Annotated in this window: 23 protein-coding genes; 12 read left to right on the forward strand and 11 right to left on the reverse strand. The window is 72.7% G+C overall.

The features are described from left to right. Positions 1-155 precede the first annotated feature (155 nt). Entirely contained in the window at positions 156-1,958 is a 1,803-nt protein-coding gene (locus AB0F82_RS04220; protein ID WP_362623800.1) for a galactose oxidase-like domain-containing protein, read from the forward strand. Positions 1,959-2,055: 97 nt separating this feature from the next. On the opposite strand, the gene AB0F82_RS04225 is transcribed toward AB0F82_RS04220, so the two are convergent. The 3 genes from AB0F82_RS04225 to AB0F82_RS04235 are packed head-to-tail and all read right to left on the reverse strand — an operon-like array spanning position 2,056 to position 3,463. Next, positions 2,056-2,634 (reverse strand): HutD/Ves family protein, encoded by a 579-nt coding sequence (locus AB0F82_RS04225; protein WP_362623805.1) that lies wholly within the window; start codon positions 2,632-2,634, stop codon positions 2,056-2,058. Beyond that, on the reverse strand, positions 2,631-3,014 hold the full coding sequence (locus tag AB0F82_RS04230; RefSeq protein ID WP_356815834.1) for a DUF4180 domain-containing protein: 384 nt from the start codon (positions 3,012-3,014) through the stop codon (positions 2,631-2,633). The genes AB0F82_RS04225 and AB0F82_RS04230 overlap by 4 nt, the downstream gene beginning before the upstream one ends. An 11-nt stretch (positions 3,015-3,025) precedes the next feature. Further along, the gene (locus tag AB0F82_RS04235; RefSeq protein ID WP_356815832.1) at positions 3,026-3,463 is read right to left on the reverse strand and encodes a MarR family winged helix-turn-helix transcriptional regulator; all 438 of its coding nucleotides are present in this window, start codon (positions 3,461-3,463) and stop codon (positions 3,026-3,028) included. Between the two features lie 151 nt (positions 3,464-3,614). Between AB0F82_RS04235 and AB0F82_RS04240 the strand changes: the two genes are divergently transcribed. Both AB0F82_RS04240 and AB0F82_RS04245 read left to right on the forward strand, forming a co-directional pair. Then, positions 3,615-5,114 (forward strand): MFS transporter, encoded by a 1,500-nt coding sequence (locus AB0F82_RS04240; RefSeq protein WP_362623817.1) that lies wholly within the window; start codon positions 3,615-3,617, stop codon positions 5,112-5,114. 80 nt (positions 5,115-5,194) lie between these two features. Beyond that, positions 5,195-5,713 (forward strand): mycothiol transferase, encoded by a 519-nt coding sequence (locus AB0F82_RS04245; protein ID WP_362623823.1) that lies wholly within the window; start codon positions 5,195-5,197, stop codon positions 5,711-5,713. Here AB0F82_RS04245 and AB0F82_RS04250 read toward each other — a convergent pair. The 3 genes from AB0F82_RS04250 to AB0F82_RS04260 all read right to left on the reverse strand — a co-directional run bounded on the left by AB0F82_RS04250 (position 5,674) and on the right by AB0F82_RS04260 (position 8,420). Further along, the gene (locus tag AB0F82_RS04250; protein WP_362623827.1) at positions 5,674-6,006 is read right to left on the reverse strand and encodes a hypothetical protein; all 333 of its coding nucleotides are present in this window, start codon (positions 6,004-6,006) and stop codon (positions 5,674-5,676) included. The genes AB0F82_RS04245 and AB0F82_RS04250 overlap by 40 nt on opposite strands. A 265-nt stretch (positions 6,007-6,271) precedes the next feature. Further along, positions 6,272-6,934, reverse strand: a complete 663-nt coding sequence (locus tag AB0F82_RS04255; RefSeq protein WP_362623832.1) for an NADPH-dependent F420 reductase — start codon at positions 6,932-6,934, stop codon at positions 6,272-6,274. Positions 6,935-7,058: 124 nt separating this feature from the next. After that, entirely contained in the window at positions 7,059-8,420 is a 1,362-nt protein-coding gene (locus AB0F82_RS04260; protein ID WP_362623837.1) for an FAD-dependent oxidoreductase, read from the reverse strand. A 217-nt stretch (positions 8,421-8,637) separates the two neighbouring features. Here AB0F82_RS04260 and AB0F82_RS04265 point away from each other — a divergent pair, with 217 nt between their 5' ends. From AB0F82_RS04265 to AB0F82_RS04275, 3 genes are all read left to right on the forward strand, one after another. After that, entirely contained in the window at positions 8,638-8,829 is a 192-nt protein-coding gene (locus AB0F82_RS04265; protein ID WP_356815900.1) for a DUF5302 domain-containing protein, read from the forward strand. A gap of 177 nt (positions 8,830-9,006) precedes the next feature. Beyond that, entirely contained in the window at positions 9,007-9,420 is a 414-nt protein-coding gene (locus tag AB0F82_RS04270) for a rodlin (protein ID WP_356815899.1), read from the forward strand. A 141-nt stretch (positions 9,421-9,561) separates the two neighbouring features. Continuing rightward, a complete protein-coding gene (locus AB0F82_RS04275; RefSeq protein ID WP_362623843.1) occupies positions 9,562-10,479 on the forward strand; it encodes a glycoside hydrolase family 19 protein in 918 nt (305 codons plus the stop codon). An 18-nt stretch (positions 10,480-10,497) separates the two neighbouring features. Here AB0F82_RS04275 and AB0F82_RS04280 read toward each other — a convergent pair whose 3' ends face one another. The 3 genes from AB0F82_RS04280 to AB0F82_RS04290 form a co-directional block, all read right to left on the reverse strand. After that, positions 10,498-13,266 (reverse strand): helix-turn-helix transcriptional regulator, encoded by a 2,769-nt coding sequence (locus tag AB0F82_RS04280; RefSeq protein ID WP_362623846.1) that lies wholly within the window; start codon positions 13,264-13,266, stop codon positions 10,498-10,500. A 233-nt stretch (positions 13,267-13,499) separates the two neighbouring features. Next, on the reverse strand, positions 13,500-15,269 hold the full coding sequence (locus AB0F82_RS04285) for a S8 family peptidase (RefSeq protein WP_362624395.1): 1,770 nt from the start codon (positions 15,267-15,269) through the stop codon (positions 13,500-13,502). Positions 15,270-15,802: 533 nt separating this feature from the next. After that, complete coding sequence (locus AB0F82_RS04290; protein ID WP_356815964.1) at positions 15,803-16,552, reverse strand: DUF1838 family protein; 750 nt, start codon at positions 16,550-16,552, stop codon at positions 15,803-15,805. Between the two features lie 202 nt (positions 16,553-16,754). Here AB0F82_RS04290 and AB0F82_RS04295 point away from each other — a divergent pair, with 202 nt between their 5' ends. From AB0F82_RS04295 to AB0F82_RS04305, 3 genes are all read left to right on the forward strand, one after another. Continuing rightward, positions 16,755-17,762: a DUF1996 domain-containing protein gene (locus AB0F82_RS04295; protein WP_362623849.1), complete on the forward strand. Its 1,008-nt coding sequence runs from the start codon at positions 16,755-16,757 to the stop codon at positions 17,760-17,762. A gap of 99 nt (positions 17,763-17,861) precedes the next feature. After that, on the forward strand, positions 17,862-18,473 hold the full coding sequence (locus AB0F82_RS04300) for a sigma-70 family RNA polymerase sigma factor (RefSeq protein WP_030654329.1): 612 nt from the start codon (positions 17,862-17,864) through the stop codon (positions 18,471-18,473). Beyond that, the gene (locus AB0F82_RS04305; protein WP_356815921.1) at positions 18,470-19,195 is read left to right on the forward strand and encodes a zf-HC2 domain-containing protein; all 726 of its coding nucleotides are present in this window, start codon (positions 18,470-18,472) and stop codon (positions 19,193-19,195) included. The genes AB0F82_RS04300 and AB0F82_RS04305 overlap by 4 nt, the downstream gene beginning before the upstream one ends. Before the next feature lie 455 nt (positions 19,196-19,650). Here the strand turns inward: AB0F82_RS04305 and AB0F82_RS04310 are convergent, their stop codons facing one another. Further along, positions 19,651-20,382, reverse strand: a complete 732-nt coding sequence (locus tag AB0F82_RS04310; protein ID WP_362623853.1) for a DUF7873 family protein — start codon at positions 20,380-20,382, stop codon at positions 19,651-19,653. Positions 20,383-20,702: 320 nt separating this feature from the next. Between AB0F82_RS04310 and AB0F82_RS04315 the strand changes: the two genes are divergently transcribed. Further along, positions 20,703-20,843, forward strand: a complete 141-nt coding sequence (locus tag AB0F82_RS04315) for a hypothetical protein (RefSeq protein ID WP_362623856.1) — start codon at positions 20,703-20,705, stop codon at positions 20,841-20,843. On the opposite strand, the gene AB0F82_RS04320 is transcribed toward AB0F82_RS04315, so the two are convergent. Then, positions 20,840-20,983, reverse strand: a complete 144-nt coding sequence (locus AB0F82_RS04320; protein ID WP_362623859.1) for a hypothetical protein — start codon at positions 20,981-20,983, stop codon at positions 20,840-20,842. The genes AB0F82_RS04315 and AB0F82_RS04320 overlap by 4 nt on opposite strands. A gap of 246 nt (positions 20,984-21,229) precedes the next feature. On the opposite strand from AB0F82_RS04320, the gene AB0F82_RS04325 reads away from it, so the two are divergent. Next, positions 21,230-22,159 carry an ATP-grasp domain-containing protein gene (locus AB0F82_RS04325; protein ID WP_362623862.1) on the forward strand — a complete coding sequence of 310 codons (930 nt, stop codon included), beginning with the start codon at positions 21,230-21,232 and terminating at the stop codon, positions 22,157-22,159. Further along, complete coding sequence (locus tag AB0F82_RS04330; RefSeq protein WP_362623865.1) at positions 22,156-22,959, forward strand: ATP-grasp domain-containing protein; 804 nt, start codon at positions 22,156-22,158, stop codon at positions 22,957-22,959. The genes AB0F82_RS04325 and AB0F82_RS04330 overlap by 4 nt, the downstream gene beginning before the upstream one ends. Positions 22,960-23,006: the final 47 nt, after the last annotated feature.

A 23,006-nucleotide genomic window follows, 5' to 3' on the forward strand; every position in this document is an offset into this window, starting at 1 on the left:
GGCCGAACGGCCCCAAGACACCTCCAGAAAGCGGCGATCGGGCCGGTCACACCTGCCCAGGCTTTCGCTTTGTCCTAATATCGCCGGGTTCCTTCAAGTCATCAGCGGGCTCCGGCGCCGGCCTCGGCGCGGGCCCGCCTGCGGTGAGGAGTCCCATGTCCCTCGCGTCCCGGTCCGCCGTCCTGTCGGTGCTGGCCCTCGCCGCGGCCCTGGCCGTACCGGCGGCCGGGCCCGCACCGGCGCGTGCCGCGGTCCACCACGCCGGCGACGAGGCCGCCGTGCTCGGCGAGGACCACGCACGCGCCCACGCCCGGCTGCGCCAAGCCGCCAAGGGCACCCAGGGGTATCCGCAGGCGAAGCGGACGGCCGGCCTGGCCGCGCTGGAGAAGTCCCAGCGCGAGGCCAACGCCGGTTTCGACGCGGCCCGCTTCGGCCGCTTCGCGCAGTTCTTCCCGTCACCCGACTTCGGCGTCCACCTGGCCCTGCTGCCCACGGGCAAGGTCCTGCTGTTCTCCTTCGAACGCGTCGAGGCCGACCCCACGAAGGAGACCGGGCCGACGAACACCGTGGGCCGGGCCAACGCCGGCCGCGCGTGGCTCTGGGACCCCGCCCGGGGGACCGGGGCCCGGGCCTTCAAGAACGTGCCGCCGCCGGTGGTGCTGATGCCCGACGGCACCTACTCCCCCCGCCCCGCGCCGTTCTTCTGCGCCGGGCACTCGTACCTGCCCAACGGGATGGTCGGGGTCTTCGGCGGCAACGTTGGCGGCAAGGGCGGCAGCGGCGCCAAGCTGTCCTTCGTCTTCGACCCGTGGACCGAGAAGTGGTTCCGCAACCGCGACATGGCCGTCGGCCGCTGGTACCCCTCCGTCGTGACCGGGGCCGACGGCCGGCAGATCATCATGTCCGGCCAGTCGGAACGCGGCACGGGCACCCCCACCCCGGTGGTCGAGCGCTTCCCCGCGCTCGGACACCGCGTGCCCTGGCGGCCGTACGACATCCCGGCCGGCGTCCCCGCCGAGCCCCTCCGCGCGGACGCCCCCTTCCGCAACGACTACCCGCACCTCTTCTCGCTGCGCGACGGGATGATCTACGGCCTCGGCCGCGACGCCGACCAGCAGTGGCTCTTCGACCCGGTCAGGGACGTACGCAGCGACCTGCCGCGGCGGCCCGCCGACTTCCGCGGCTACGGCTCGGCCGTGCCACTGCCGGCCGGCTTCCGGGGTCCTGACTCCGTCCTGGTCCTCGGCGGCGATCCGCGCGACCCGCACACCTACCGGCTGTCCGGCGGGCGCTGGACCACCGAGGAGCCGAGGGCCTTCGGCCGGACCCAGGACGGCACCCTGATCCTGCCGGACGGCACGCTGCTGACGGTGAACGGCGCCCTGGACACCCGGGACTACGGCCACGGCCCGTTCAATCCGGAGGCGGACCTGAAGTACCGGCAGATCGAGGTGCGCGACGCGCGGGGCCACTGGCGGCTGGGACCCGCCCAACGGCTGCCGCGCGGCTACCACTCCAATGCCCTGGTCCTCCCGGACGGCCGGATGATGGTCACCGGCGACGAACTCCAGCAGATCGCCAACGACCCCGACATCAAGGACGGGATGGACGGCAGCATCGAACTGTACGAGCCGGCCTACCTGCACCGGGGCGCCCGTCCGGCTCTCGACCGGGTCCCGGCGGGCGACCTCCGGTACGACGCGGTCTTCCAGGTGTCCAGCTCGACGGCGAAGGACGTCAAGCGCGCCGTCCTACTGGCCCCGACCACCGTCACCCACTCGGTGAACACCAGCCAGCGGCACTTGGACCTGCGGCTCACCGGCGTCCGGGACGACCGGATCGGGCTGCGGACCCCGCCCGGCGCGGCCGACGCCCCGCCCGGCTACTACATGCTCTTCCTGCTCGACGCGAAGGGCGTGCCCAGCACCGCGAAGTGGATCAAGCTCGGCGTCCGCTGAGCCGCGAGCCCGGCATGTCGGCGAGACGCCCCCTGGGGCGCCGCAGTCCCGTGCCGTAACTGTCGTCGTGCGCCCGCCGGGGATTACGGGACAGCGCTCAGCGCAGTCGCACCACGGCGGCGCGTCCGTCGGTGCGGACGAGGCCGGTGAAAGCTCCCCGGACCAGGGCGGCGTCGTACTGGCCCAGCGCATGGCCCGGGCCCCACGCGGCATCGAGCGCCGCCGCGCCGTCCAGGGCGACCACCAGCAGGGTCTCGCCGGGTTCGGCGGCCACGGTGAGCCGGCCCCGGACGACGGCGGTCTCCGCCGTCGCCGCGCCGCGGCGGTACATCACGTTGAAGTTCACGACCGGGCCGGAGATGAGCCGGCAGTCGGTCGGCTCGTCCCCCGCGAAGTCCTGCGGCGCGAAGCGTTCGTCCACGAGCCGGTGCACGCCGCCCACCACGAGGTCCATGCCCGTGCCCTCGGCGAGCGTGAGGGTGCGGTCGATGCCGGGGAAGGCCGAGAAGGGGCCGTCCCCGGCCACCTCGGCCAGGCTCGCCCGCCAGCGGAAGGAATCCGTGCCGGCCCCGACGGGCCACGCGGCGATCTCCCGGGTGACTCCCCCGCCGTTCTTCCACACCGTGGCGGGGCGGCCGGCCGCGCGCAGGACGCGGACGTCGCCGCCGCCGTTCACGCCCCGGCCCCGGTACCGGCCCTGGTCAGCCGCTCGCGCAGTTCCTCGGTGTCGGCGAGGAACCACGTCTGGCGGCCCCGGTTGCACTCCCGGACGAAGTCCCGCAGCGCCGCACTGGCCGCCGTATGACGCGAGATGTCGCCGAGGACGACGACACCCACCCGGTACTGGACGAACTTCTGGATGATGTCGCCCGCGACCCGGGTGCTCAGCCGGAAGAACGACTCGTCGAAGCGTTCGACGGGGATGACGGCCCATTCGGCGCCCTGGTACGAGGCGTTGCCGATGCAGTCCAGGGCCTCGCGTTCACCCGCGATGGTCTCGCCCTCGGCCCCGCACATCAGGACGGGCACGTCGTCGATCGTCTGAAGGGTGTCCACGGAGGTCGAGACTAGCCCTTCTCCATCGACGGGCGCAGGCGGGCCAGCAGGCCGTACAGCGTGGCGCTCTCGGCCTCGTCGAGGGTGTCGAGCGCCCCGTGCGCCGCCTGCATCTCCTCCCGTACACGGCGGATGACCTGTCGGCCCGCCTCCGTCGCCACCACGTTCTTGACGCGCCGGTCCGCAGGATCGGGCTCCCGGCGCACCAGCTCGCGGGCCTCCAGCCGGTCCACGATGCCCGTCACGTTGGACGCATCGCAGACCAGCAGGACAGCGAGGCCCCGCATGGGCACCGGGCCGTCCAGCTGGGCGAGCACCCGGGCCTGGGTGGGGGTGAGGCCGTGCTGGGCCGCGGCCGCGGCGAACTCGCGCCACTGGGCGGTGCCGATGGCGGCGAGCAGCTCCAGCAGCTGGACCTTCGTGGGGGCGTGTGTGGCGGTCTCGCTCATGCCCCGAGCCTACTCAGAATGCTTGACATTATCAATTGTTTACTTGACTACCTCAAATATCGACCTCTACCTTCGATCGAGTTACTTGATGACATCAAACATCTGGTTCCGAAGCTTCCCAGCTCCGAAACACGAAGAAGGTCCCGCAGCCATGAGCACCCCATCCCCCGCCGGCCCGGTCTCCGGGCAGCGGAACGAGACGGTCATCGTCCTCGCCCTGAGCCTCGCCGCGATGGTCGTGTCGATGATGCAGACCCTGCCGGTCCCGATCCTCGGCCTGATCCGCGACGATCTGGGCACCTCGACCGCGGACGTGAGCTGGGTGACCACCGCCACCCTGCTGTCGGCGGCCGTCTTCACACCGCTCCTCGGCCGGTTCGGTGACCAGCACGGCAAGAAGCCCACGCTGGTGGCCGTCCTCGGCGTGATGGTCGCCGGCTCCGTCCTCACGGCGCTGGCCTCCTCGCTCCCGCTGCTGATCGTGGGCCGCGTCCTCCAGGGCGCCGCCACCGCGATCTTCCCGCTCGCGCTCTCGGTGCTGCGCGAGGAGATCCGCCCGCAGAAGCTGCCCGGCGCGATGGCACTGGTGAGCGGCACGCTCGCGTTCGGCAGCGGCCTCGCGCTCGTCGCCACCGGACTGCTCACCTCCGGACCCGACGCGGACTACCGCAACGCCTTCTGGATGGCGACCGGCCTCGCGGTCCTCGCCCTGCTCGCCGTGGTCGTGCTGGTTCCCGCCACCCGCACCAAGACGGGCGGGCGCACCGACGTCCTCGGCGCCCTGACCCTCGGTGCCGCGCTGCTGCTGCTCCTGCTGGCGATCTCGCAGGGGCACGAGTGGGGCTGGACCTCCGGCCGTACCCTCGGCAGCTTCGCCGGCGCCGCCGTCATGGCCGCCGTGTGGGTCGTCACCGAGCTCAAGGTCCGCGAGCCCCTGGTCGACATGAAGATGTTCGTGCACCGCCCGGTCCTCATGGCCAACCTGTCCGGCCTCCTCGTCGGCTTCGGCATGTTCGCGAGCTTCCTCGGCGTCTCCTACTTCGTGCAGATGCCCGAGGCCCTCACCGGCTACGGCTTCGACGCGTCGATCCTGCGCGCCTCCGTGGAATTCCTGCTGCCCAGCGCGATCGTCTCGCTGCTCGCCTCGCCCGTCGGCGGCCGGATCGTGCGCCACCGCGGGCCGCGCACGGCCCTGGGTCTGGCCGCCACGCTGGGCGCGGTCGGCTTCGCCTGGCTCGTCGTGGACCACCAGCACGCCTTCTCGGTGATCGGCTCCGGCCTGGTCGTCGGGGCGGCCGTCAGCTTCGGCTACGCCGCCATGCCCGCCGTGATCATGTCGAGCGTCCCGCCGCACCAGAGCGGCATCGCCAACGGCATCAACTCGATCTCCCGCTCGACGGGCAGTGCGATCGGCAGTGCCGTCGTGACCACGATCCTGGCCTCCAAGACCATCGAGCACCTGCCCGCGGGGGTTCCCCCGCTGCCCGCCGAGTCGGGCTTCACCCTCACCTTCGGGATCGGGGCCGTCGCCTTCGCCCTGGTCGGGGTGATCGGCCGGCTCGGCCTGCGCGCCGGACACAAGCCGGTCGGCGCGGCCGTCGAGCGGCCCGCCGCGACCGCCGAGCCCGTGAAGGCCGACGCCGTCGGCTGACCCCGTGGCCGCCGGCCCGGCGGCCCGCCCCCGCGTGTCGTTCGCGCCGGGCGGGCCGCCGGGCCTTGCATGGTGGGTGCATGAAGGCTACGGACGTCATCGCGGACGGGTTCGGTCGGATCCGGGAGGTCGTGCACGAGGCGGTGGAGGGGCTGCCGGCGGAGCTCTTGGACGCCCGCGTAGACCCGGAGGCGAACTCGATCACCTGGCTGGTCTGGCACCTGACCCGGATCCAGGACGACCACATCGCGGCCGCCGCGGGCTTGGAACAGGTGTGGCTGACGGGGGGCTGGGCGGACCGGTTCAGCCTGCCGCTGCCCGCCACGGCCACCGGCTACGGTCATTCCGCGCGGCAGGCGGGCACCGTCCGGGTCGACTCGGGCGACCTGCTCCTGGGCTACTTCGACGGGGTGCACCAGCAGACCCTGGGCTTCGTCCGCGGGCTCGCGGCCGCCGACCTGGACCGGGTGGTCGACGAACGCTGGGACCCTCCGGTCACCCTCGGGGTGCGCCTGGTCAGCGTGCTCGCCGACGACCTGCAGCATGCCGGTCAGGCGGCCTACGTACGCGGCGTGCTGGAGCGGGGCCGGGGATCCTGAGCCGCGCAGGGCCGGTCCCGCCCGTCGGGACTCAGAGCGGGTGCGATCGCCATTCGGCCCGTGGAGGCCGTGCAGACGTCCCAGCGGTCCCCGGAGCGACGCAGCTCCAGGACCACCGCGACCGGGTGGCCGCCGGTCGGGGAGAGGTCCACGTCGACGGCCGCGCTGTCGCCGCTCCTGGTGGACGACACGATGTGGTGCCCGAAGCGGGGCGCGATGCCGTGCAGGACGTCCGTCGGCGGGGTCGGGGGCGCCGCCCGGGCATCCGCTTCCCGGTCCGGCGCGCGGCGCACGTCCGCCGCCGCCCACCGCTTCGGGGTACTGGTCCACCGCCCGGTGCAGCGGGCTGCGCCCCACAACACCGGTGCCGGTGAACACGACCGCCATGACGATCACGGCCCCGCGCAGCGGCAGTCCCACCGCCAGGACCACCGGCTTCTGCGTACCCCGCGCAGGCGCCGCATTGCGGGCGGCCGTCCTGCGCCCGGCCCGCGACCGTCCCGTTGCCCGGACAGCGTGCGCGGGGAGCGTCGAAGGGGGTGGCCCGGCAGGGGCGGCTCAGCCGCGGAATTCCTCGGTACGGACCGGGGAGGCCTCGGCGAGGGCCCGGGTGACGCCTTCGACGCTGTCGCGGAGGCCGTAGACGGGGGTGCCGGGCTGCTGCCGCCAGGAATCGTCGAGGCCGCCCGCGTCGACGGTGTCGAAGCCGAGTTCCTCGATGAGGTTCCGTACGCCCTTCTTCGCGGTCTCGTCGTCGCCCGCGACGGGCAGCGCGACCCGGTCCGGGGCGCCGCCCGGGCGGTGCCGGTCGAGGATGTCCTGGGCGTAGGTGCCGTTGAAGGCCTTGACCACGGGATGTCCGAGCTGCCGCTCGGTCCACCGGCTCTCGGTCAGGCCCTCGTCCTCCACCCCGGCGATCCGGCCGTCGCGCCGGCGCGGGTAGTAGTTACCGGTGTCGATGACCACGAAGCCCGGGGCGGCCCCGTCGAAGAGGCCGGCGGGCAGGTCCGGCACGTTCTTGAACGGGACGGCCACCACGACGATCTCGGCCCCGCGCGCCGCCCCGGCCACGGGGACGGGGGTGGCGCCGGTCTCCTCCGCGAGGGCGGTCAGGGTCTCGGGCCCCCGTGAGTTGGCCACCGCGACCTCGTGTCCGAGGGCGGTGAGCCGGCGGGTGAGGTTGCCGCCGATGTTGCCTGCGCCGATGATGCCGATCTTCATGAGCTCTCCAGTGCCTGCGGGGCCGGTGTCGTGCTCCTGTCCAACTCCCGTCGGCGGTGCGGCATTCCGCCCCGGAGGGCCCGAAGGGGGCGGTCACCCGATCGGGATGCCCGCCCCCTCGTGCTCAGGCTCCGCTCGCGTCGAGCATCTCCTCGCGCTCCACGATCTTCACGCGCGCACGGCCCTGGGGCTCACCGAGGGCCTTCTCGGCCGCGTCCAGCCGGTACCAGCCCTCCCACGTCGTGTAGCGCACGCTGCGCTCGGCGAGGAAGGCCTCCACCGCCGCCGGCTCGGGCGAGGCCGGCGTGCCCAGGCGGCCCTCCGCGTGGTCGGCGAGCAGGTTGGCGACGGTCTCGTTCGCGTCGCCCTTGGTGTGGCCGATCAGGCCGATCGGGCCGCGCCGGATCCAGCCGGTGACGTACGTCGACTGCATGGGGCCGCCGGCGTCGATCACGCGGCCGCCCTCGTCCGGGACGGTGCCGGTCGCGACGTCCCAGGGGAGCTTGGGCAGCTCGTCGGAGAGGTAGCCGACCGCGCGGTACACGGACTGCACGTCCCAGTCGGTGAACCGGCCGGTGCCCTTGACGTTGCCGGTGCCGTCCAGTTCGGTGCGCTCGGTCCGCAGACCCACGACCCTGCCGTCCTCGCCGAGGATCTCGGACGGCGACTCGAAGAAGTGCAGGAACAGCTTGTGGGGCCGGTCGCCGATGTCGCGGATCGCCCAGTTCTCCAGGGTCTTGGCGACCATGTCGGTCTGCTTGTTCCCGCGCCGCTCGGCGATCGAGCCGTCGTCGTAGTCGATGTCCTCGGGGTTGACGATGACCTCGATGTTGGGCGAGTGGTCCAGCTCGCGCAGCTCCATGGGGCTGAACTTGGCCTGCGCCGGGCCTCGACGGCCGAAGACGTGCACCTCGAGGGCCTTGTTGGCCTTGAGGCCGTCGTAGACGTTGGCCGGGATCTCGGTGGGCAGCAGCTCGTCGGCCGTCTTCGCGAGGATGCGCGCGACGTCCAGGGCGACGTTGCCGACGCCGAGCACGGCGACCTTCTCGGCGTCCAGCGGCCAGGTGCGCGGCACGTCCGGGTGGCCGTCGTACCAGGAGACGAAGTCGGCGGCGCCGTAGGAGCCGTCGAGGTCGACGCCGGGGATGTCGAGCGCACGGTCGGCCGTGGCGCCGGTGGAGAAGATCACGGCGTCGTAGAAGGACCGCAGCTCGTCGAGGCTGATGTCGCCCGGGTAGTCGACGTTGCCGAAGAGGCGGACCTGCGGCTTGTCGAGCACCTGGTGCAGGGCGGTGATGATGCCCTTGATGCGCGGGTGGTCGGGGGCGACGCCGTAGCGGATCAGGCCGAAGGGGGCGGGCATGCGCTCGAAGATGTCTATGGACACACCGGGCTCGACGGCGGCCTCGGACTTCAGCAGCGCGTCGGCGGCGTAGATGCCGGCCGGGCCGGCTCCGACGATTGCTACCCGCAGAGGGCGAGGCATGGCAGGGGTTCCCTTCGAGCGACGGCAAGGTGGATCAAGGTGGATCAAAGGGAACCCTAAACGAAGGTAAGCCTAAGTCAGCACCCGGTGTCACCTTATGCCCCCATAATGAAATCTTATGACCTCCCCAAGCCGTCCTTGGAGTATCTGGGAACTCGCTGGTCAGCGCGTACCGAGACTGACAGACTGGGACGGCTTGATCACTCCAGGAGGACGAATGGCTGACGCAGCAGACACCCCGCAGGACGAGTCCCCGGCCGAAGCGGCCAAGCGCCGGTTCCGGGAGGCCCTGGAGCGCAACGCCGCGAAGGCGCACTCGCAGCAGGCCCACCAGAACCGCGCCAAGGTCCAGGGCTCGAGCAGCGCCGCGAGCGGCAAGAACAAGAAGGTCCGCCGCAAGAGCGGCTGACCTCTCGCGCGCCGGGAGCACGGCCCGGCCGCCCGCGGCGGCCGGCCGGGTCCGACCCGGCGGATCGTTGGGCCACTCGGGTGAGGGGGCACAACCCCGGACACCGTCAGCAGTTGATCAGCGCGTCCCGCCGTGGGCAGCTATCTCATGCGACAGTGCGACCGAGGGATCCCCCAGATGCTGAAGAAGTTCATGGCCACCGCCGCCGCCACCGCCGCCGTGCTCGGCGCGGGTGCCGCCGTCGCCTCGCCCGCGATGGCGATCGGCAACGACAACGGCGTCAACACCGTGAACGGCAACGATGCGGCGCAGATCTACGGCAACCAGGAGACCCACGGCAAGATGAGCCCGCAGCTCGCTCCGATCCAGGGCTCCCTCAACAAGCTCTGCGTCGGCCTGCCGGCCAAGGTCAACGCCCAGTCCCTGTTCGCGCTCATCGCCAACATCGGCGTCCAGGACGTCAACGTCCTGTCCAACCCGCAGAACCAGCAGTGCGCCGAGAACTCCACCCAGGCCAAGGGTGACGAGTCCCTCTCGCACATCGCCAGCAACATCCCGGTCCTCTCCGGCAACCTCTCCGCCGGCAGCTGACCGGATCTCCCGCGCCGGTGTCACGCGCAACGCGCGCCACCGGCGCTTTCCTTTGGTCTAGACCTTGACAGGTTCAGACCATTCCGTTTCAGTGGGCGTCATTGCCCCCACGGCAACTCCCCCCACTGAAGGAGCAGTTACGTGATACGTGCGCTTCGCCGCCGCGCCCTCAGCCTGGTCGCCGCCGCAGCCGTCACAGCCGGTCTCGCCATCGCCCTCCCCTCCTCCCCCGCCGCCGCGGCGGCCCCCTGCGCCTCCCCCTGGGCCTCCTCAGGGGTCTACACGAACGGCATGAGCGCCTCGTACGGCGGCCGCAACTGGCAGGCCAAGTGGTGGACCCAGGGCGAGACCCCCGGCACCACCGGGCAGTGGGGCGTCTGGTCGGACCAGGGCGTCTGCGGCGGCGGGGGCCAGGAGCCGGACCCGGATCCCCACCCGTCCGGATTCGTGGTCTCCGAGGCCCAGTTCAACCAGATGTTCCCGAACCGGAACCCCTTCTACACCTACAACGGCCTGGTCGCGGCACTGTCCGCGTACCCCGGCTTCGCCAAGACGGGCGACGACACCGTGAAGCGGCGGGAGGCGGCCGCCTTCCTCGCGAACGTCTCCCACGAGACCGGCGGCCTCGTCCACATCGTGGAGCAGAACACCGCCAACTACCCGCACTACTGCGACGCGACCCAGCCGTACGGCTGTCCGGCCGGGCAGGCCGCCTACTACGGCCGCGGCCCCATCCAGCTCAGCTGGAACTTCAACTACAAGGCGGCAGGTGACGCCCTCGGCATCAACCTCCTCGCCAATCCCTACCTCGTGGAGCAGGATCCGGCCGTCGCCATGAAGACGGCGCTCTGGTACTGGAACACCCAGAACGGCCCGGGCACGATGACCGCCCACGCCGCCATGGTGAACGGCGCCGGCTTCGGCGAGACCATCCGCTCCATCAACGGCTCCCTGGAGTGCAACGGCGGCAACCCCGCCCAGGTCCAGAGCCGGATCTCGAAGTACCAGAGCTTCACCCAGCTCCTCGGAGTGACCCCCGGCAACAACCTGAGCTGCTGACGGGCGGCACGGCCGCGGTCACCGCGTGCGCAGCGCGGTGGCCAGTTGGGCCCGTGACCGTACGTCGAGCTTCTGGTAGATGCGGGTCAGCCGGGCCTCGACGGTCTTGACGCTGAGGAACAGCTTGGCCGCGGCCTCCTGGTTGCTGGCACCCTGGCTGACGAGCAGCGCGAGGCGGGTCTCGGCGTCCGTCAGCGCCGCGGCCGCGGGGGCCAGGGCGCCGGCCCCGTCACCGGGTGCCGGCTCCCGCGCCAGTTCGATCCAGGGGCCGGCTCCGGCCCGCTCGAACACCTCGGCGGCGGCCCGGAGCGCCGCACGGGCCGGTGCCCGGCGCCGGCGGCGGCGCTCCACCCGGGCGAGGGCGAGCAGCGTACGGCCCCGTTCCAGCGGCAGCCGCAGGGCTTCGAAGCGTTCCGCCGTGTCCTGCAGGAGGCGGACGGCGGCGTCCGCGTCACCCTGGGCGGACAGGCACAGCGCGCCGGCCCGGTCGAGGGCGGCGACGACACCGGTACGGCCGAGCCCGAGGGCGACCGCACGGACGGGCCCGATCAGGTCGGCCGCCTCGCCGGGCGCGTCGGCGGCGATCAGGGCCTCGGCGAGTTCCCCGTGCCAGCGCAGGATCGACGGGTCCACCACCTGCTGGGCGGCCTCCAGTTCGGCGACGCGGCGCAGGGTGGCGACCGCCTTCGCCGCCTCCCCCGTGGCCAGTTCGACGAGTCCCAGGGCGTGCAGGCTGCGGGAGAGGAAGACCTGGTCCTGTTCCTCCTGGGAGGCCTGGATGCCGCGACGTGCGTAGCCCTCGGCGCGCGCGAAGCTGCCGCCCATGGTCTCGGCCGTCGCCGCGACGTACCAGGCGGGGCCGGGCGAGAGCCCCGCCTCGATGGTCAGTTCCAGGGCGCGGCGGGCGTGGGCCGAGGCGGATTCGCACCGGCCGCTGCGCAGTTCCACCTCGGTGAGGCTGCGCAGGACCTCGAAGACGTCCTCGGCGGAACCGGTGCGTTGGACGGCCGGCAGCAGCACCATCAGCTGGCGGCGTGCGTCGTCGAGGCGGTCGTCGAAGAGGGCGTGCCGGACGGCGAGGTACTGCGGCGCGTTGCGCATGCCCAGCGGCACCGCGGGCGCGGGCAGGGCGAGCGCCTCGGCCAGGATTTCCTCGGCGCCCGCGTCTCCGAGGATGCGGCCCATGCGGGCCCGTACGGTCAGGGCCATGGCTTCGGCGGTCTGGTCGCCGCCGAGTGCCGCGAGGGTGCCGGCCTCGGCCGCGGCGTCCCGGGAGCGCACGGGGTCGCCGTCGCTGAGGTTGTGCTTCCAGGCGACCCGGAGCTGGACGGCGGCCTGCAGCGCGGGGTCCCCGGCGGCGTCGTCCATGGCGTACGCGAAGGTCTCGTCGAGGGCTCCGAGGGCCTGGCCGGCGGCGTCGATGACGGCGAGCCGGGCCCGCACCCGGTCGGCGGGCGAGGCGTCGCGGGCCAGGACGGCCCGGGTGGCGCGGCGGGCGAGGTCTGCGCGGCCGGCCCAGCCGGCGTCCTCGGCGGCGGTGACGAGGCGGGCCAGCTCCTCGTCGGCCAGCGAGGACGGTGTGCGTTCGGCGGCGAGCAGGCCCAGTTCGGCGGCGAGGGCCCGCTGGCCGCGGCTGCGGCAGACCGCGGCGGCCTCGGTGATCTCCGCGGCGAGCCACTGGTCGGGGGTGTCGACGGCCAGCGCCCGGTGGCGCACGGCCTGGACGGGGTCGTCGACGGCGGCGGCCAGTGCCGCGTGCCCGGCGGCGCGTTCGGGCCAGCCGGCGTCGGCGGCGAGCGCGGTGGGCAGGGCGCCGGCGGTGAACTCGACGGTGCCGTCCTCGCCGACCCGGACCAGCGCGGCCCGTTCCGCCTCGGCCAGCTCGGCCTCGGCGTCGGGGCGGCCGGCCCGCCGCAGCAGGGAGATGGTGGGGCGGGAGGCGAGGGCGGCGAGCAGCAGGGTGCGCCGGGCCTGGGCGGGGGCCCCGGCGAGGAGGCGGCGGGCGACCTCGCGCGCCTGCCCGGAGACGGGCAGGGGGTCGGCGTGGTGGGCGTTGCAGTCGCGGGCCTCGGCGGCTTCTGCGAGGGAGTGGCCGAGGGCGAGGGCGAGGCGCGGGTTTCCGCCGCTGGCCTGGTGGATGCGGCCGGCGAGGCGGGCGGGCAGCCCGTGGCGCAGGAGGAGTTCGGCGACCTCGTCGGCGCCGAGCGGGGGCACCCGTACGGCGGGGACGCCGGGGCCGCAGAGGGGTTCGCCGACCGGTGCTCCGCCTTGGACGCGTTCGGCGGCCAGCACCCGTACCCGGGGCGGGGTGAGGCGCAGGGCGAAGCGGAGCAGGTCGGTGCTCTCTGCGTCGAGCCACTGGGCGTTGTCGATGACGAGGAGGACGGGCTGGCGGGCGGCGAGGGTACGGAGCACCTCGACGACGGCCAGGCGCAGCGCGACGTGGTCGCGGCCGGCGCGGGGGGCGTCGGCCTCGCGGCGCAGGAGGGCGATGGCGGTGCGCTGGGGGCCGGAGAGCTGTTCCAGGGCGGCCACGGGCACGGAGGCGAGGAGGGCGGCGGCGGAGGCCTCGGGTATCCATTGGTCGGCGGCCTCGGGAGCGAGGCACAGTACGCTCTCGCGGCGGGATTCGGCCGCGGCCGCGACGGCGCGGACCACCTCGGTCTTGCCCGCGCCGGCGGGTCCGGTCAGGAGCGCCCGGCCGTGCGCGGCCAGCGCGCGGTCGACCGCCTTGATCAGTTCTCCGTGTCCGACACCTGTGTCAGCGTGCCCCGTCGCCGCCACCACGCACAGCCACCAGCCTTCCGGTCCCCAGCTTCTGTGCCCTTCCTGTGAGAGGCGAGAATACGAGGTCGGACGGCTGGTGGACCCGCATTGTGACGCAGAATTCAGTCACAGGACGCGGAAAACCCGGCGGACCTGCCGATACCCGGAGTATCGGCAGGCCCGGGGATTCATTGGTCCGTACTATCGCTCCGTCAGGAGGAGTTGGCGCGGACCCCGAGTCGGCGGGAACCGTCTCAGAAGGTGAGATTCCAGGAGTCGATCTTGCCGGTGTCGCCGCCGGCGTTGTCGTTGACCCGGAGCTTCCAGGTGCCGCCCGCGACCTCGGAGGAGGCGTTGACGGTGTAGACCTGGTTGATGTTGTCGGTGCTGCCGCCGGAGCGGTTGTGCAGCGTGTAGACGGAGCCGTCCGGGGCGACCAGGTCGACCTTCAGGTCACCGATGTAGGTGTGGACGATGTTCACGCCGACCTTGAGGGTGGCCGGGGCGTTGCCGGTCTTCCCGGTGACGGTGATCGGGCTCTCCACGGTGGTGTTGTCACCGATGGTGAAGTCCGTGGTGTTCTCCAGGGCCGGGGTGGACGGCGTCGAGGTCACGGCGGCGACGGTCGCGGCGGCGTCGGCGAGGCCGGTGCCGCAGCCGCCGGTGCAGGTGCCGGCGAGCGGACGGGCGTTGTTCTTGATCGCCGACTCGATCTGGGCCGGGGTCAGCGCGGAGTTCGCCGACTTCAGCAGGGCGGCGAGACCCGCGACGTGCGGGGCGGCCATGCTGGTGCCCTGGTAGGGCTTGTAGATCTCGGCGCCCGGGGTGGTGGTACCGGCGTTCAGGGTCGAGAGGATCGCGTTCTCGGGGGTGGTGACGGTGCCGGGCGTGTCGGTGGCGCGGCGGGTCTCACCGCCCGGGGCGGCGACATCGATGATCGCGCCGTAGTTGGAGTAGTACGAGCGGTCGCCGGCGCGGTTGCTGGCGGCGACGTTGATCACGTTGTTGCAGCTGGCGGGCGAGTAGCCGGCCGCGTCGGCGTTGCTGTTGCCGGCGGCGACGACGACGGTCGTGCCGCGGGCGACGGCCGCGTTGATCGCGTTCTGGTAGCTGGTGCCGCACGCGCCCGGGCCGCCGAGGCTCATGTTGATGACCTTGGCGGGGGTGGCGTTGGCCGGCACGCCGGCGACGGAGCCGCCGGAGGCCCAGGTGATGGCGTCGACGATGTCCGAGGTGGAACCGCCGCACTTGCCGAGCACGCGGACGTGCTGGATCTTCGCGCCGTAGGCGATGCCGGCGACGCCCTTGGAGTTGTTCGTGGCCGCGGCGATGGTGCCCGCGACGTGGGTGCCGTGCCAGGACGAGTTGCCGGCCTTGGAGCCGACGCCGCACTCGCCGTCGGTGGCGTTCCAGTCGCCCTCGTCGGCGGGGTTGGCGTCGCGGCCGCCGCCGTCACGGGCGTAGGCGGCGCTGCTGATGAAGTCGTAGCCGGCGACGGTGTTCGCCGCGAGGTCCGAGTGGGCGACGTAGCCGGTGTCGATCACGGCGACGGTGACGCCGGAGCCGGTGGTCTTGTCCCAGGCGGCCGGGACGTTCATGCCCGCGGTGGACTCGAAGAGGTCCCACTGCTTGGCGTACTCGGTGTCGTTCGGGGCCACGGCCGTGGCGTAGGCACGGGTGTCGGGCTCGACGTAGGCGACGTCCGGGTCGGCACGGAACTGGGCCATCACGTCGGCGGCCTCGGCGGGAGCGACGGTTCCGCCGAGGTTGACCAGCGCGGCACCGGTGCCCAGGCGGCGGTCGAACTTCGCCTTCTTGCCGGCCTTCTTGCCCTTGGCGGTGGCGTCGTCGGCGGCCGCGGTGTTGGAGCTGGCCTCGGTGGCGGACGGCTTGTAGCCGACGATGAGGTTCTCGACGGGCGCCGTCGGGGCGAGCGCTGCGGCCGGGGCCGAGGCGGGGCCCTCGGCGGCCACGGCCACGGAGGCGGTGGCCGTGGCGGTGCCGGCGAGCAGGGTGACGGACATGGCCACGACGGATATGAGCCTGCGTCTCGTTGCGTGCACGTGTTCCCTTTCGAGGGCCGTTCCGGGCAGACCGGAGCGGCCGGTCGGTGCAGTGTGGGGGTGGTTCCGGCGGCCGCGGGGCCGGGAGCGAGTTGGTCGGTCTCGCCCCGGCTGCCGCCGCACGCCACGTTGTCCCGGCCGCAACGGCGAGGCAGGGGCAACGGCGGTCCCGGCGCGCTTCCCCGGCCGGTCGGCCTACACGCCATGTGGGGTTGGCGTGTGAACCGCCCGGCCTGGAGAAGATCGCCGGTGGGCAGACAGTAGGCAACGCGGGGATGAACTGGATACGGGGAAAACCCTTGTCCACCCCTGCGGCTCCCCCCGGGGGGTCCCTCAGCAGTGGGTGTGACCAGCATTTTTCCTGCGGGCGCCGGACATCGGCCGGCGCGGGGGCGGCCCGAGGGGCGGGGGTGCCGCCCGGGCGCCCCCCGGCGCGCTCAGGGGACCGCGCCCGGGTATCTGCCGCTCAGGACTCTGCGTGCACGGCCCGGCGCTCAGGACTCGCCGCGGTCCGGCGGGAAGAGCCTGCGGAAGTACGTCCAGCTCGTCTCGTTCGGTTCGCTCCACTTCTCCGGTGCGTGGGCGAACGCGGGGTGGTGGTCGGCGATGTACGCGCGGGTGCGTTCGGGGACCTGCTCGTAGGCGTCGAGCTTGCGGCCGCGGCAGTGGAACGTGAGGCCACCGGGGCGCGCACCCTGTTCCATCCACGGCAGCCACGGGGACATACGGGTCCAGGACATCGTCGCCGGGACGCTCACCCCGTCGGTGCTCAGTGCGGTCGCGGGTGCGAAGAACTGGAAGAGTTCCAGCGCCCGATAGGTGTCGTCGGCCGAGTTGTCCGGGTACTCCTCGACCGGCAGCGGCGAGGGGTAGGCGAGCGGGATCTCCAGACTGAAGCAGATCTGGTCGCCCAGTTCGGTCACGGGGACCGGGAAGGGGCGCCACTTCTGATTGGCCGGGTCGTTCCAGACGTGGACCACGGGCTTGTCCTGCCAGGTCTCCATGATCTCCCGGGTGACCGGGTCCAGGTAGAACGCGGCCTCCCGGGACAGCAGCTGGTAGCCGCCGCCCTCCTCGTCCGCCACGAGGCGGGCGACGTTGAGCCCTTCGAAGCCGAAGACCCGCCGGTAGGGCTCGCCCGGTGCCCAGGAGTGGACGTCGCCGGTCCACCAGTAGGTGACCTCGCCGCCGTCGAGTCGGGCGCGGGTGCGGGCGAACGCGTGCAGGAGCTCGACGGGTGTCATACACCCACTGTGTCCGGTCGCCGCCCGGCCGGACAAGCGGTTCCACGGACAACCCGGGCCGCTTCACGGCCGGTTGTACCACCCGGTCGGCGCTGGTGACCGCTCCCTCCGGCCGGCCCCGTCCGGACCTACGAACGCGTGCGGCGACCGTCATGCGGATGCCAGGTTGACGGCGGGGTCGCCACCGGTAACCGTGACCGCCATGGGGAAAGAACGCCGACTGCTCACTCTGGTCATCTGCCTGGTCCTGGGCGGTGGGCTGACCGCCGCGGTGCTGGGCGCCACGCGCGCCGCCGGCCCGCACGCGGGGGCGGCGGCCGGCACCCCGGAGCCGTCCGACTACGTGGACATACGCGACGTCCCACCCGCCCCCGCCCTCATTCCGGCCCGGCCCGCCGAGGCGGGCGACGGATCGCCGGGTTCGATGGCGGTGGATTGCGGACGCAACGAGGAACGGCACTACAACGAGGACAACCTCGTGGTCTCGCCCGGCCTGCGGGCCGGCGCGCACCACACGCACTCCTACGTGGGCAACCTGTCCGCGGACGCCATGTCCACCGAAGCCTCGCTGGCCGCAGCCGCCACGAGCTGCGCGGGCGGCGACCGGTCGACGTACTACTGGCCCGTCCTGCGCCGTATGGACCGGCGGGGCACGCGTCCGCACGAGACGTCCGCGGGGCACGGGAACACGGGCGAGATCGTGCCCGAGGCCTCGGTCCGGGTGGAGTTCCGGGGCAACCCGGTCAGCAAGGTCGTGGCGATGCCGCCCTTCCTGCACGCGATGACGGGCGACGCGGTCGCCCTCACCGCGGGCGGCGACGCCCACGTCCGGGCCCGCTGGGGGTGCTCCGGCTCCCCCGACCGCTCCACCACCAGCTACCCGCGCTGCCCCGAGGGCGACCGCGTCACCCGCAGCCTGGTCTTCCCCAGCTGCTGGAACGGCCTCGACACCACGAGCGCCGGGCACCGCTCGCACCTGCTGTTCCCCGGCGGCAACGGCGTCTGCCCCACGAACACCTTCCCCGTACCCGAACTGCGCGTCCGGCTCGCCTACGAGGTCCCCGCCGGGGTGACCGTCGCGATCGACTCCTTCCCCGAGCAGCGGCACAGCCCCAGGACGGACCACGCGATGTTCGTGAACGCGATGAGCGAGCGCCAGATGGCCGCGGTCGTCGACTGCCTCAACAAGGGCCGCGCCTGCCGGACTTGAGCACCCACCGGCTCACGTGACGCAGGTCACATGAACCGGATCGGCCCCGCCGGCGTGTTCCGACCGCACCACGCAAGCGAGGAAGACGGAGAGGGTGAGATGGCCGGACCACTGTGGCCCCGCACTCGGCGGGGGTCGACCGATGAGGCACTGATCAAGTCGGTGTACGAGGAGCACGGCCACGCCCTGCTCGCGTACGCCACCCGGCTGACCGGGGACCGGGCCACCGCCGAGGACGTCGTACAGGAGACGCTGATACGTGCCTGGCGGCACTCCGAGGTCCTGGTCAACGGAAAGGGTTCGGTGCGCGGTTGGCTGCTCACCGTGGCCCGGAACATCATCACCGACCGGTACCGGGCCAGGGCCGCCCGGCCGCCGGAGGTCTCCGGTTCGTCGGCCGCTCCCCCGGTGGAGGCGGACCACGCCGACTCCGTGGTGGACAGCATGACGGTGCTGGGCGCCCTCGACCGGCTGTCCCCGGAACACCGGGACGTGTTGAAGGAGTTGTACTACCGGCAGCTCAGCGTGGCGGAGGCCGCCGACACGCTCGGCATCCCGGCGGGTACGGTCAAGTCGCGCTCGCACTACGCGCTCAAGGCCCTGCGCGACGTCTTCAGGGACGACGGCTTCCGGGAGAGCGGCACAAGAGACGGAAAACGATCGGGCAGGCCGCCCCAGCAGCCGGCCGGACTGCGTGAGGTGGTGGCATGAACCGGCAGCGGCACGAGGAGGAACTGCTCGGCCCGTACGTGCTCGGTGTCCTGGATGCCGAGGAGGTCCGCCGGGTCGAGGGACACATGAGCGGGTGCGTGCAGTGCCGGGAGGAGGTGGCCGCGTTGCGCGAGATGGAGGCGGCACTGGGCGAGGTGCCGGAAGAGGCGTTCCTCGACGGACCGCCGCAGGGAGGTGACCTGCTGCTTCAGCGCACCCTGCGGCAGATGCGGGGCGAGCGTGCCGGCGCCGCGCGCAGGCGGGCGGGGCTCACCGGGCTGGCCGTCGCGGCCTCGCTGGCCGCCGTGTTCTGGGCCGGCACGCAGCTGGGCGCGGGCGCTCCCGACCCCGTCGCACTGCCCGTGCCCCCGTCGCCGACCTCTTCGGCGGACCCCTCTCCCCCGCCCAAGGGGACCACGCTCCACTCCGCGACCGACGCGGGCACGGGTGCGCGGATGACGGTGCAGATGACGCCGGCCACCAAGTGGGTGCGGTTGCGGGCGGCCGTCACCGGAGTGCCGCCGGGCGAGCGCTGCCGCCTGATCGTGGTCTCCAAGGACGGCAAGCGCACGACAGCGGGTAGCTGGGTGGTGGGAAGCCAGGAGAACGGCGAGGCCAAGGGCGCCGGGCTGGACGGTTCGGCGGCCGTCGACCGGGCGGACGTCAAGGCCGTCGTGGTCGAGAACGAGGCAGGCCGGACGTTCGTGTCCGTGCCCGTGTGACAGTGACGGTCCCCGGGCGCACCGTGCCCGGGCGCACCGTGCCCGGGTGACCTCGTGGCGAACGTGACGGAGCCCGGGAGCATATCCAGCTCCCGGGCTCCTGTTTGCCACCCAATTGCGCACACCGGCACGTTTAAGAGTCGCGGATCATTCTTAGATCGACGTGTTCTGCCTTTGAACTACCGCGCCACGAGGAGAGGCGCAGAGGGGACTTGAACCCCCATCCATCGATGGTCGTCCACGCTCGGTCGATCCGGTGTTCGGCGGCGAATACTGAGACTGGAGCGAGAATCTGAGATTCACGGGGCCGCCTCTACCGGCTTGGGCCACCCCGGCACGCACATGCCGGGGGAGGGATTCGAACCCCCAACTGACACCCCTGTTCAGCTTCAACATCAGTTTCAGCTTGCGCTCTCGCGCACCTCCTGCAGACATACAGGAGGGGTTTTTGTGGGCTACCTGAACAGGTAGCCGAACACCGCGTCCCCGACCCGCTGGTCGGTGACCTCGGCGCTGTTGGCCTCCTCGCGGGCGAACTTGACGGCCTGCTGGAGCTTCTCCACGCGGTCGAGCAGCTCGTTCACCCGGCGGGCGGGCAGCGCGCCGGAGAACTTCACGGTCGTCCAGTACCCGACCGGCACGTCCTCGTAGTACACCTCGACCTGGGCCGGGTGCTTCTCGGTGGCCTCCGCCTTGACGTGGTTGCGCGGCACCTTCTTGGTGCGGATCGTGCGCACCGGTTCCGTCTTCCAGGAGTCCGTCGACGGGTCCAGGTTCCAGGACTCCGAGGCGTCCAGCACCGGCAGCTTCCGCACGAAGGTGTGCAGGTCGGTGAGCTGCTTCTCGAGGAACAGCAGGTACGGCACGGGCACCTGGGCCAGCAGGACGTTGCCGTCCACGACCACGTCCGCGGCCGCGCTGCGGTTCGCGTAGTCCTTGGTGGCCGTCACGTCGAAGAGCCGCGTGAGCGTTCCCGCCGTCGCGCGCAGCACGTCCTCCGCCTTGACCTGCACCCGCGTGGACTCGGGCGGCAGCTGCTCGCCCTCCTCGTCCTTGGGCTGGTACGTCCGCGAGATGCCGGCCAGCAGGGCGGGCTTCTGCACGTCGTGGTGAGCCTGGGTCAGCTCCTGGAGGGACTTGGACTTGACGCCCTTTTCGACTGCGATGATCTGATTCAGCTTCGGCACGCGATCAACCTAGCAGCCGCTTGTCCGATCATTCACCCGGATTTCCGGCACCTGAGCCCGGTCCGGCAGTCGGCGCATGTCGCCTGGCGGGAGAGAGGAGTTGGCGGCCGCGGCCGCTGCGGTCCCCGGGTCCGGATCGTCGAGCAGTTCCACGGATCCGCGCCACGGGGAGCCGGGGGTCGCGTACGGCGGCGCTCCGCGTCCCCGCGTCCCGGGTGAGGCGGTCGGGGAGTGCGGGTTCCAGACCGGGGTCGCGCAGGGCCAGGTTCCTGCGGAGGGGGATCCGGGGAGTCGCCGAAGCGGGCGGCGAGCCCGGCCACGTGGAAGCCGGGCCGGGTGACCAGCATGCCGACGGCGCGGTGGGTGCCGTTCAGGTGGAGGTCGAGGAGCAGCTCCGGCGGCGGCGCCGGGTGGGACTCCGCGAGCAGCAGGCGTGCGGCGAAATCCTCGTCTCCCGCTAGCTGACCAGTCGGGCCCGCTGCTCGGGGTCGGCGTCGCCGTTCTCCGCGAAGGCCATCCGGACGCGGCGGTCCGGGTGGACCAGAACGGCCTCGATAACCTCCTGCGGCAGAACGGCGCGCCGCGCAACCTCTCGCCGCACGCGCTCGTCTTCGTGGCCGAGCAGACGCAGCAGCACGTCCGCCGGTGCCGCCGTGTTGTTGCCAGTGCACGCAGCGGCCCCGTCCGCCGGTCATCCATGTCCCGTTCTCCCCCGCCGCGCCGAAACGGGAAGCCTGACAAGGAAGCCCACAGGCGGACCGATCATCACATTGCGGTCCATGACATCCTGTGGCGTCACAACTCGCCGGGCGGATTCGGCGGACGTCCGGGATTTTGGGGAAGGTCGATGAGGCTCTGCTTCCTGGTGGAGGAGCACTACCGCCACGACGGTATGCCGAACGAGGTGATCGGACAGCTGACCGCGTGGGGGCACCGCGTCGACGTCGTGCGGCCGGGCGGCTCGCTGCTGCGCATGACCGAGGCGGTCGAAGCGGGTGCCCACGACGCCTGGGTGCTCAAGACGGTGTCGGGCGGCCCGGGGCTGCCCCTCCTCGAAGCCGCCGCCGCGGCCGGGCTGACCACCGTCAACGACGCCCGCTCGATCCGGGGCGTACGGGACAAGGCGCTGGCCGCGGCCATCGGCCGCGGGCGCGGACTCCCGCTGCCGCCCACGTACGCGGTCGCCCGCCCCGAGCTGCTCAGGGAGGTACCGGCGGGCGAGTACCCCCTCGTCGTCAAGCCCGCCGACGGCAGCTCAGGGCGGGCCGTGCACCTGGTGTCCTCGCCCGGGTGCCTGGAGACGCTGCTGCCCGCGCTCGCGGGCGAGGGCATGCTCATCGCCCAGCCGTACGTGCCCAACTCGGGTACGGACATCAAGGTGTACGCGGTCGGCGGGGAGCTGTTCGCGACCGAGCGATGCTCCCCGCTGCACCCGGACCCCTCGGTGCGCGAGCGCCGGGTGCCGCTGTCGGCGGAGGTGGCGGCGATCGCCGCCCAGGTGGGCGCTGTCTACGGGCTGGACCTGTACGGGGTGGACGTGCTGCTGGGTCCCGACGGGCCGGTGGTCGTCGACGTCAACGACTTCCCCAGCTTCCGCCAAGTCCCGGACGCGGCGGCGCGGGTGGCCCGCGCCGTACTGGGGCTGGCCCGGGCCGGGGGCCCCGCGGCGGTGGCGGCGCCCGTGGCGCTCCCGTACTCCCTCCCCCTGTCGATCCCCTCACAGGCGCAGGCGCTGGCGCAGGCGCCGATCGCCGCCGGTGCGGGTGACGCCGTATGAGGATCGGCCTGATCACCCCGGAACCGGGGCATCCGCTGCTCGCGGACACCACCGCCCTGCTCACTGCGGAGCACGAGGTGGAAGCGCTCGATCCGGGCGCCCTCGGGGACGTACCCCTGCCCTTGGCCGATGTGTACCTGCTGAAGTCGCGGACGCCGAGTGCGCTGGGACTCGCACGTGATCTGGAGCGGCGCGGGGCCCCGGTGATCAACACGGCGGCGGCCACGGCCCTGTGCCAGGACCGGACGGAGATGGCCGCACTCGCCCTGCGGGCCGGGCTGCCCTTCGCCGCGACCCGTACGGTCGGCGCCCTGGGGGTGTGGGCGCGGCAGGCGCGGCCGTCGGCGCCCCTGGTGGTCAAGAGCCGGCTCAGCCGGCGCGGCGACCTGGTCGCCCGCGTCGACGACACCGTCCGACTGCGGGAGTTGGCCCGGCTCTGGCCACAGGAACCCGTCGTGGTGCAGGAGTACGCGCCCAACAACGGCTGGGACCACAAGCTGTGGGCCATCGGCGACCGGGTCTTCTCGGCACTGCGCCGCTCCGAGCTCTCCCCCGGTGGGCGCGGCCCCACCCACCCGCTGGACCCGGAGGAACTGCCCGCCGGGTGGGCCGACCTGGTGCGCCGGGTCGGAACGGTGTTCGCGCTGGACGTCTACGGCGTGGACATCATCGACACCGGCGGCGGGGCGCCGCTGATCGTCGACGTCAACGCCTTCCCCGGCATCCGCGGCCAGTCCGGCGCGCCGGAAGCCCTGGCCGCCCTGGCGCTGCGCCGGGCAACGGCCTCGGCGTGCCCCTGAGGCGGCTCTCCGGCAGATCCGGACGGGGGAATGCGGGCGCCGCGACG

The sequence above is a fragment of the Streptomyces virginiae genome (assembly GCF_040638905.1).
GTDB lineage: Bacteria > Actinomycetota > Actinomycetes > Streptomycetales > Streptomycetaceae > Streptomyces > Streptomyces virginiae_B.

What these genes read in the sequence shown, in the direction of transcription:
- AB0F82_RS04220 (WP_362623800.1), top strand. Translation starts at nt 156, where the DNA reads ATGTCCCTCGCGTCCCGGTCCGCCGTCCTGTCGGTGCTGGCCCTCGCC.
- AB0F82_RS04235 (WP_356815832.1), bottom strand. Translation starts at nt 3,463, where the DNA reads ATGAGCGAGACCGCCACACACGCCCCCACGAAGGTCCAGCTGCTGGAG.
- AB0F82_RS04240 (WP_362623817.1), top strand. Translation starts at nt 3,615, where the DNA reads ATGAGCACCCCATCCCCCGCCGGCCCGGTCTCCGGGCAGCGGAACGAG.
- AB0F82_RS04245 (WP_362623823.1), top strand. Translation starts at nt 5,195, where the DNA reads ATGAAGGCTACGGACGTCATCGCGGACGGGTTCGGTCGGATCCGGGAG.
- AB0F82_RS04255 (WP_362623832.1), bottom strand. Translation starts at nt 6,934, where the DNA reads ATGAAGATCGGCATCATCGGCGCAGGCAACATCGGCGGCAACCTCACC.
- AB0F82_RS04260 (WP_362623837.1), bottom strand. Translation starts at nt 8,420, where the DNA reads ATGCCTCGCCCTCTGCGGGTAGCAATCGTCGGAGCCGGCCCGGCCGGC.
- AB0F82_RS04265 (WP_356815900.1), top strand. Translation starts at nt 8,638, where the DNA reads ATGGCTGACGCAGCAGACACCCCGCAGGACGAGTCCCCGGCCGAAGCG.
- AB0F82_RS04270 (WP_356815899.1), top strand. Translation starts at nt 9,007, where the DNA reads ATGCTGAAGAAGTTCATGGCCACCGCCGCCGCCACCGCCGCCGTGCTC.
- AB0F82_RS04285 (WP_362624395.1), bottom strand. Translation starts at nt 15,269, where the DNA reads ATGTCCGTCACCCTGCTCGCCGGCACCGCCACGGCCACCGCCTCCGTG.
- AB0F82_RS04290 (WP_356815964.1), bottom strand. Translation starts at nt 16,552, where the DNA reads ATGACACCCGTCGAGCTCCTGCACGCGTTCGCCCGCACCCGCGCCCGA.
- AB0F82_RS04295 (WP_362623849.1), top strand. Translation starts at nt 16,755, where the DNA reads ATGGGGAAAGAACGCCGACTGCTCACTCTGGTCATCTGCCTGGTCCTG.
- AB0F82_RS04300 (WP_030654329.1), top strand. Translation starts at nt 17,862, where the DNA reads ATGGCCGGACCACTGTGGCCCCGCACTCGGCGGGGGTCGACCGATGAG.
- AB0F82_RS04305 (WP_356815921.1), top strand. Translation starts at nt 18,470, where the DNA reads ATGAACCGGCAGCGGCACGAGGAGGAACTGCTCGGCCCGTACGTGCTC.
- AB0F82_RS04325 (WP_362623862.1), top strand. Translation starts at nt 21,230, where the DNA reads ATGAGGCTCTGCTTCCTGGTGGAGGAGCACTACCGCCACGACGGTATG.
- AB0F82_RS04330 (WP_362623865.1), top strand. Translation starts at nt 22,156, where the DNA reads ATGAGGATCGGCCTGATCACCCCGGAACCGGGGCATCCGCTGCTCGCG.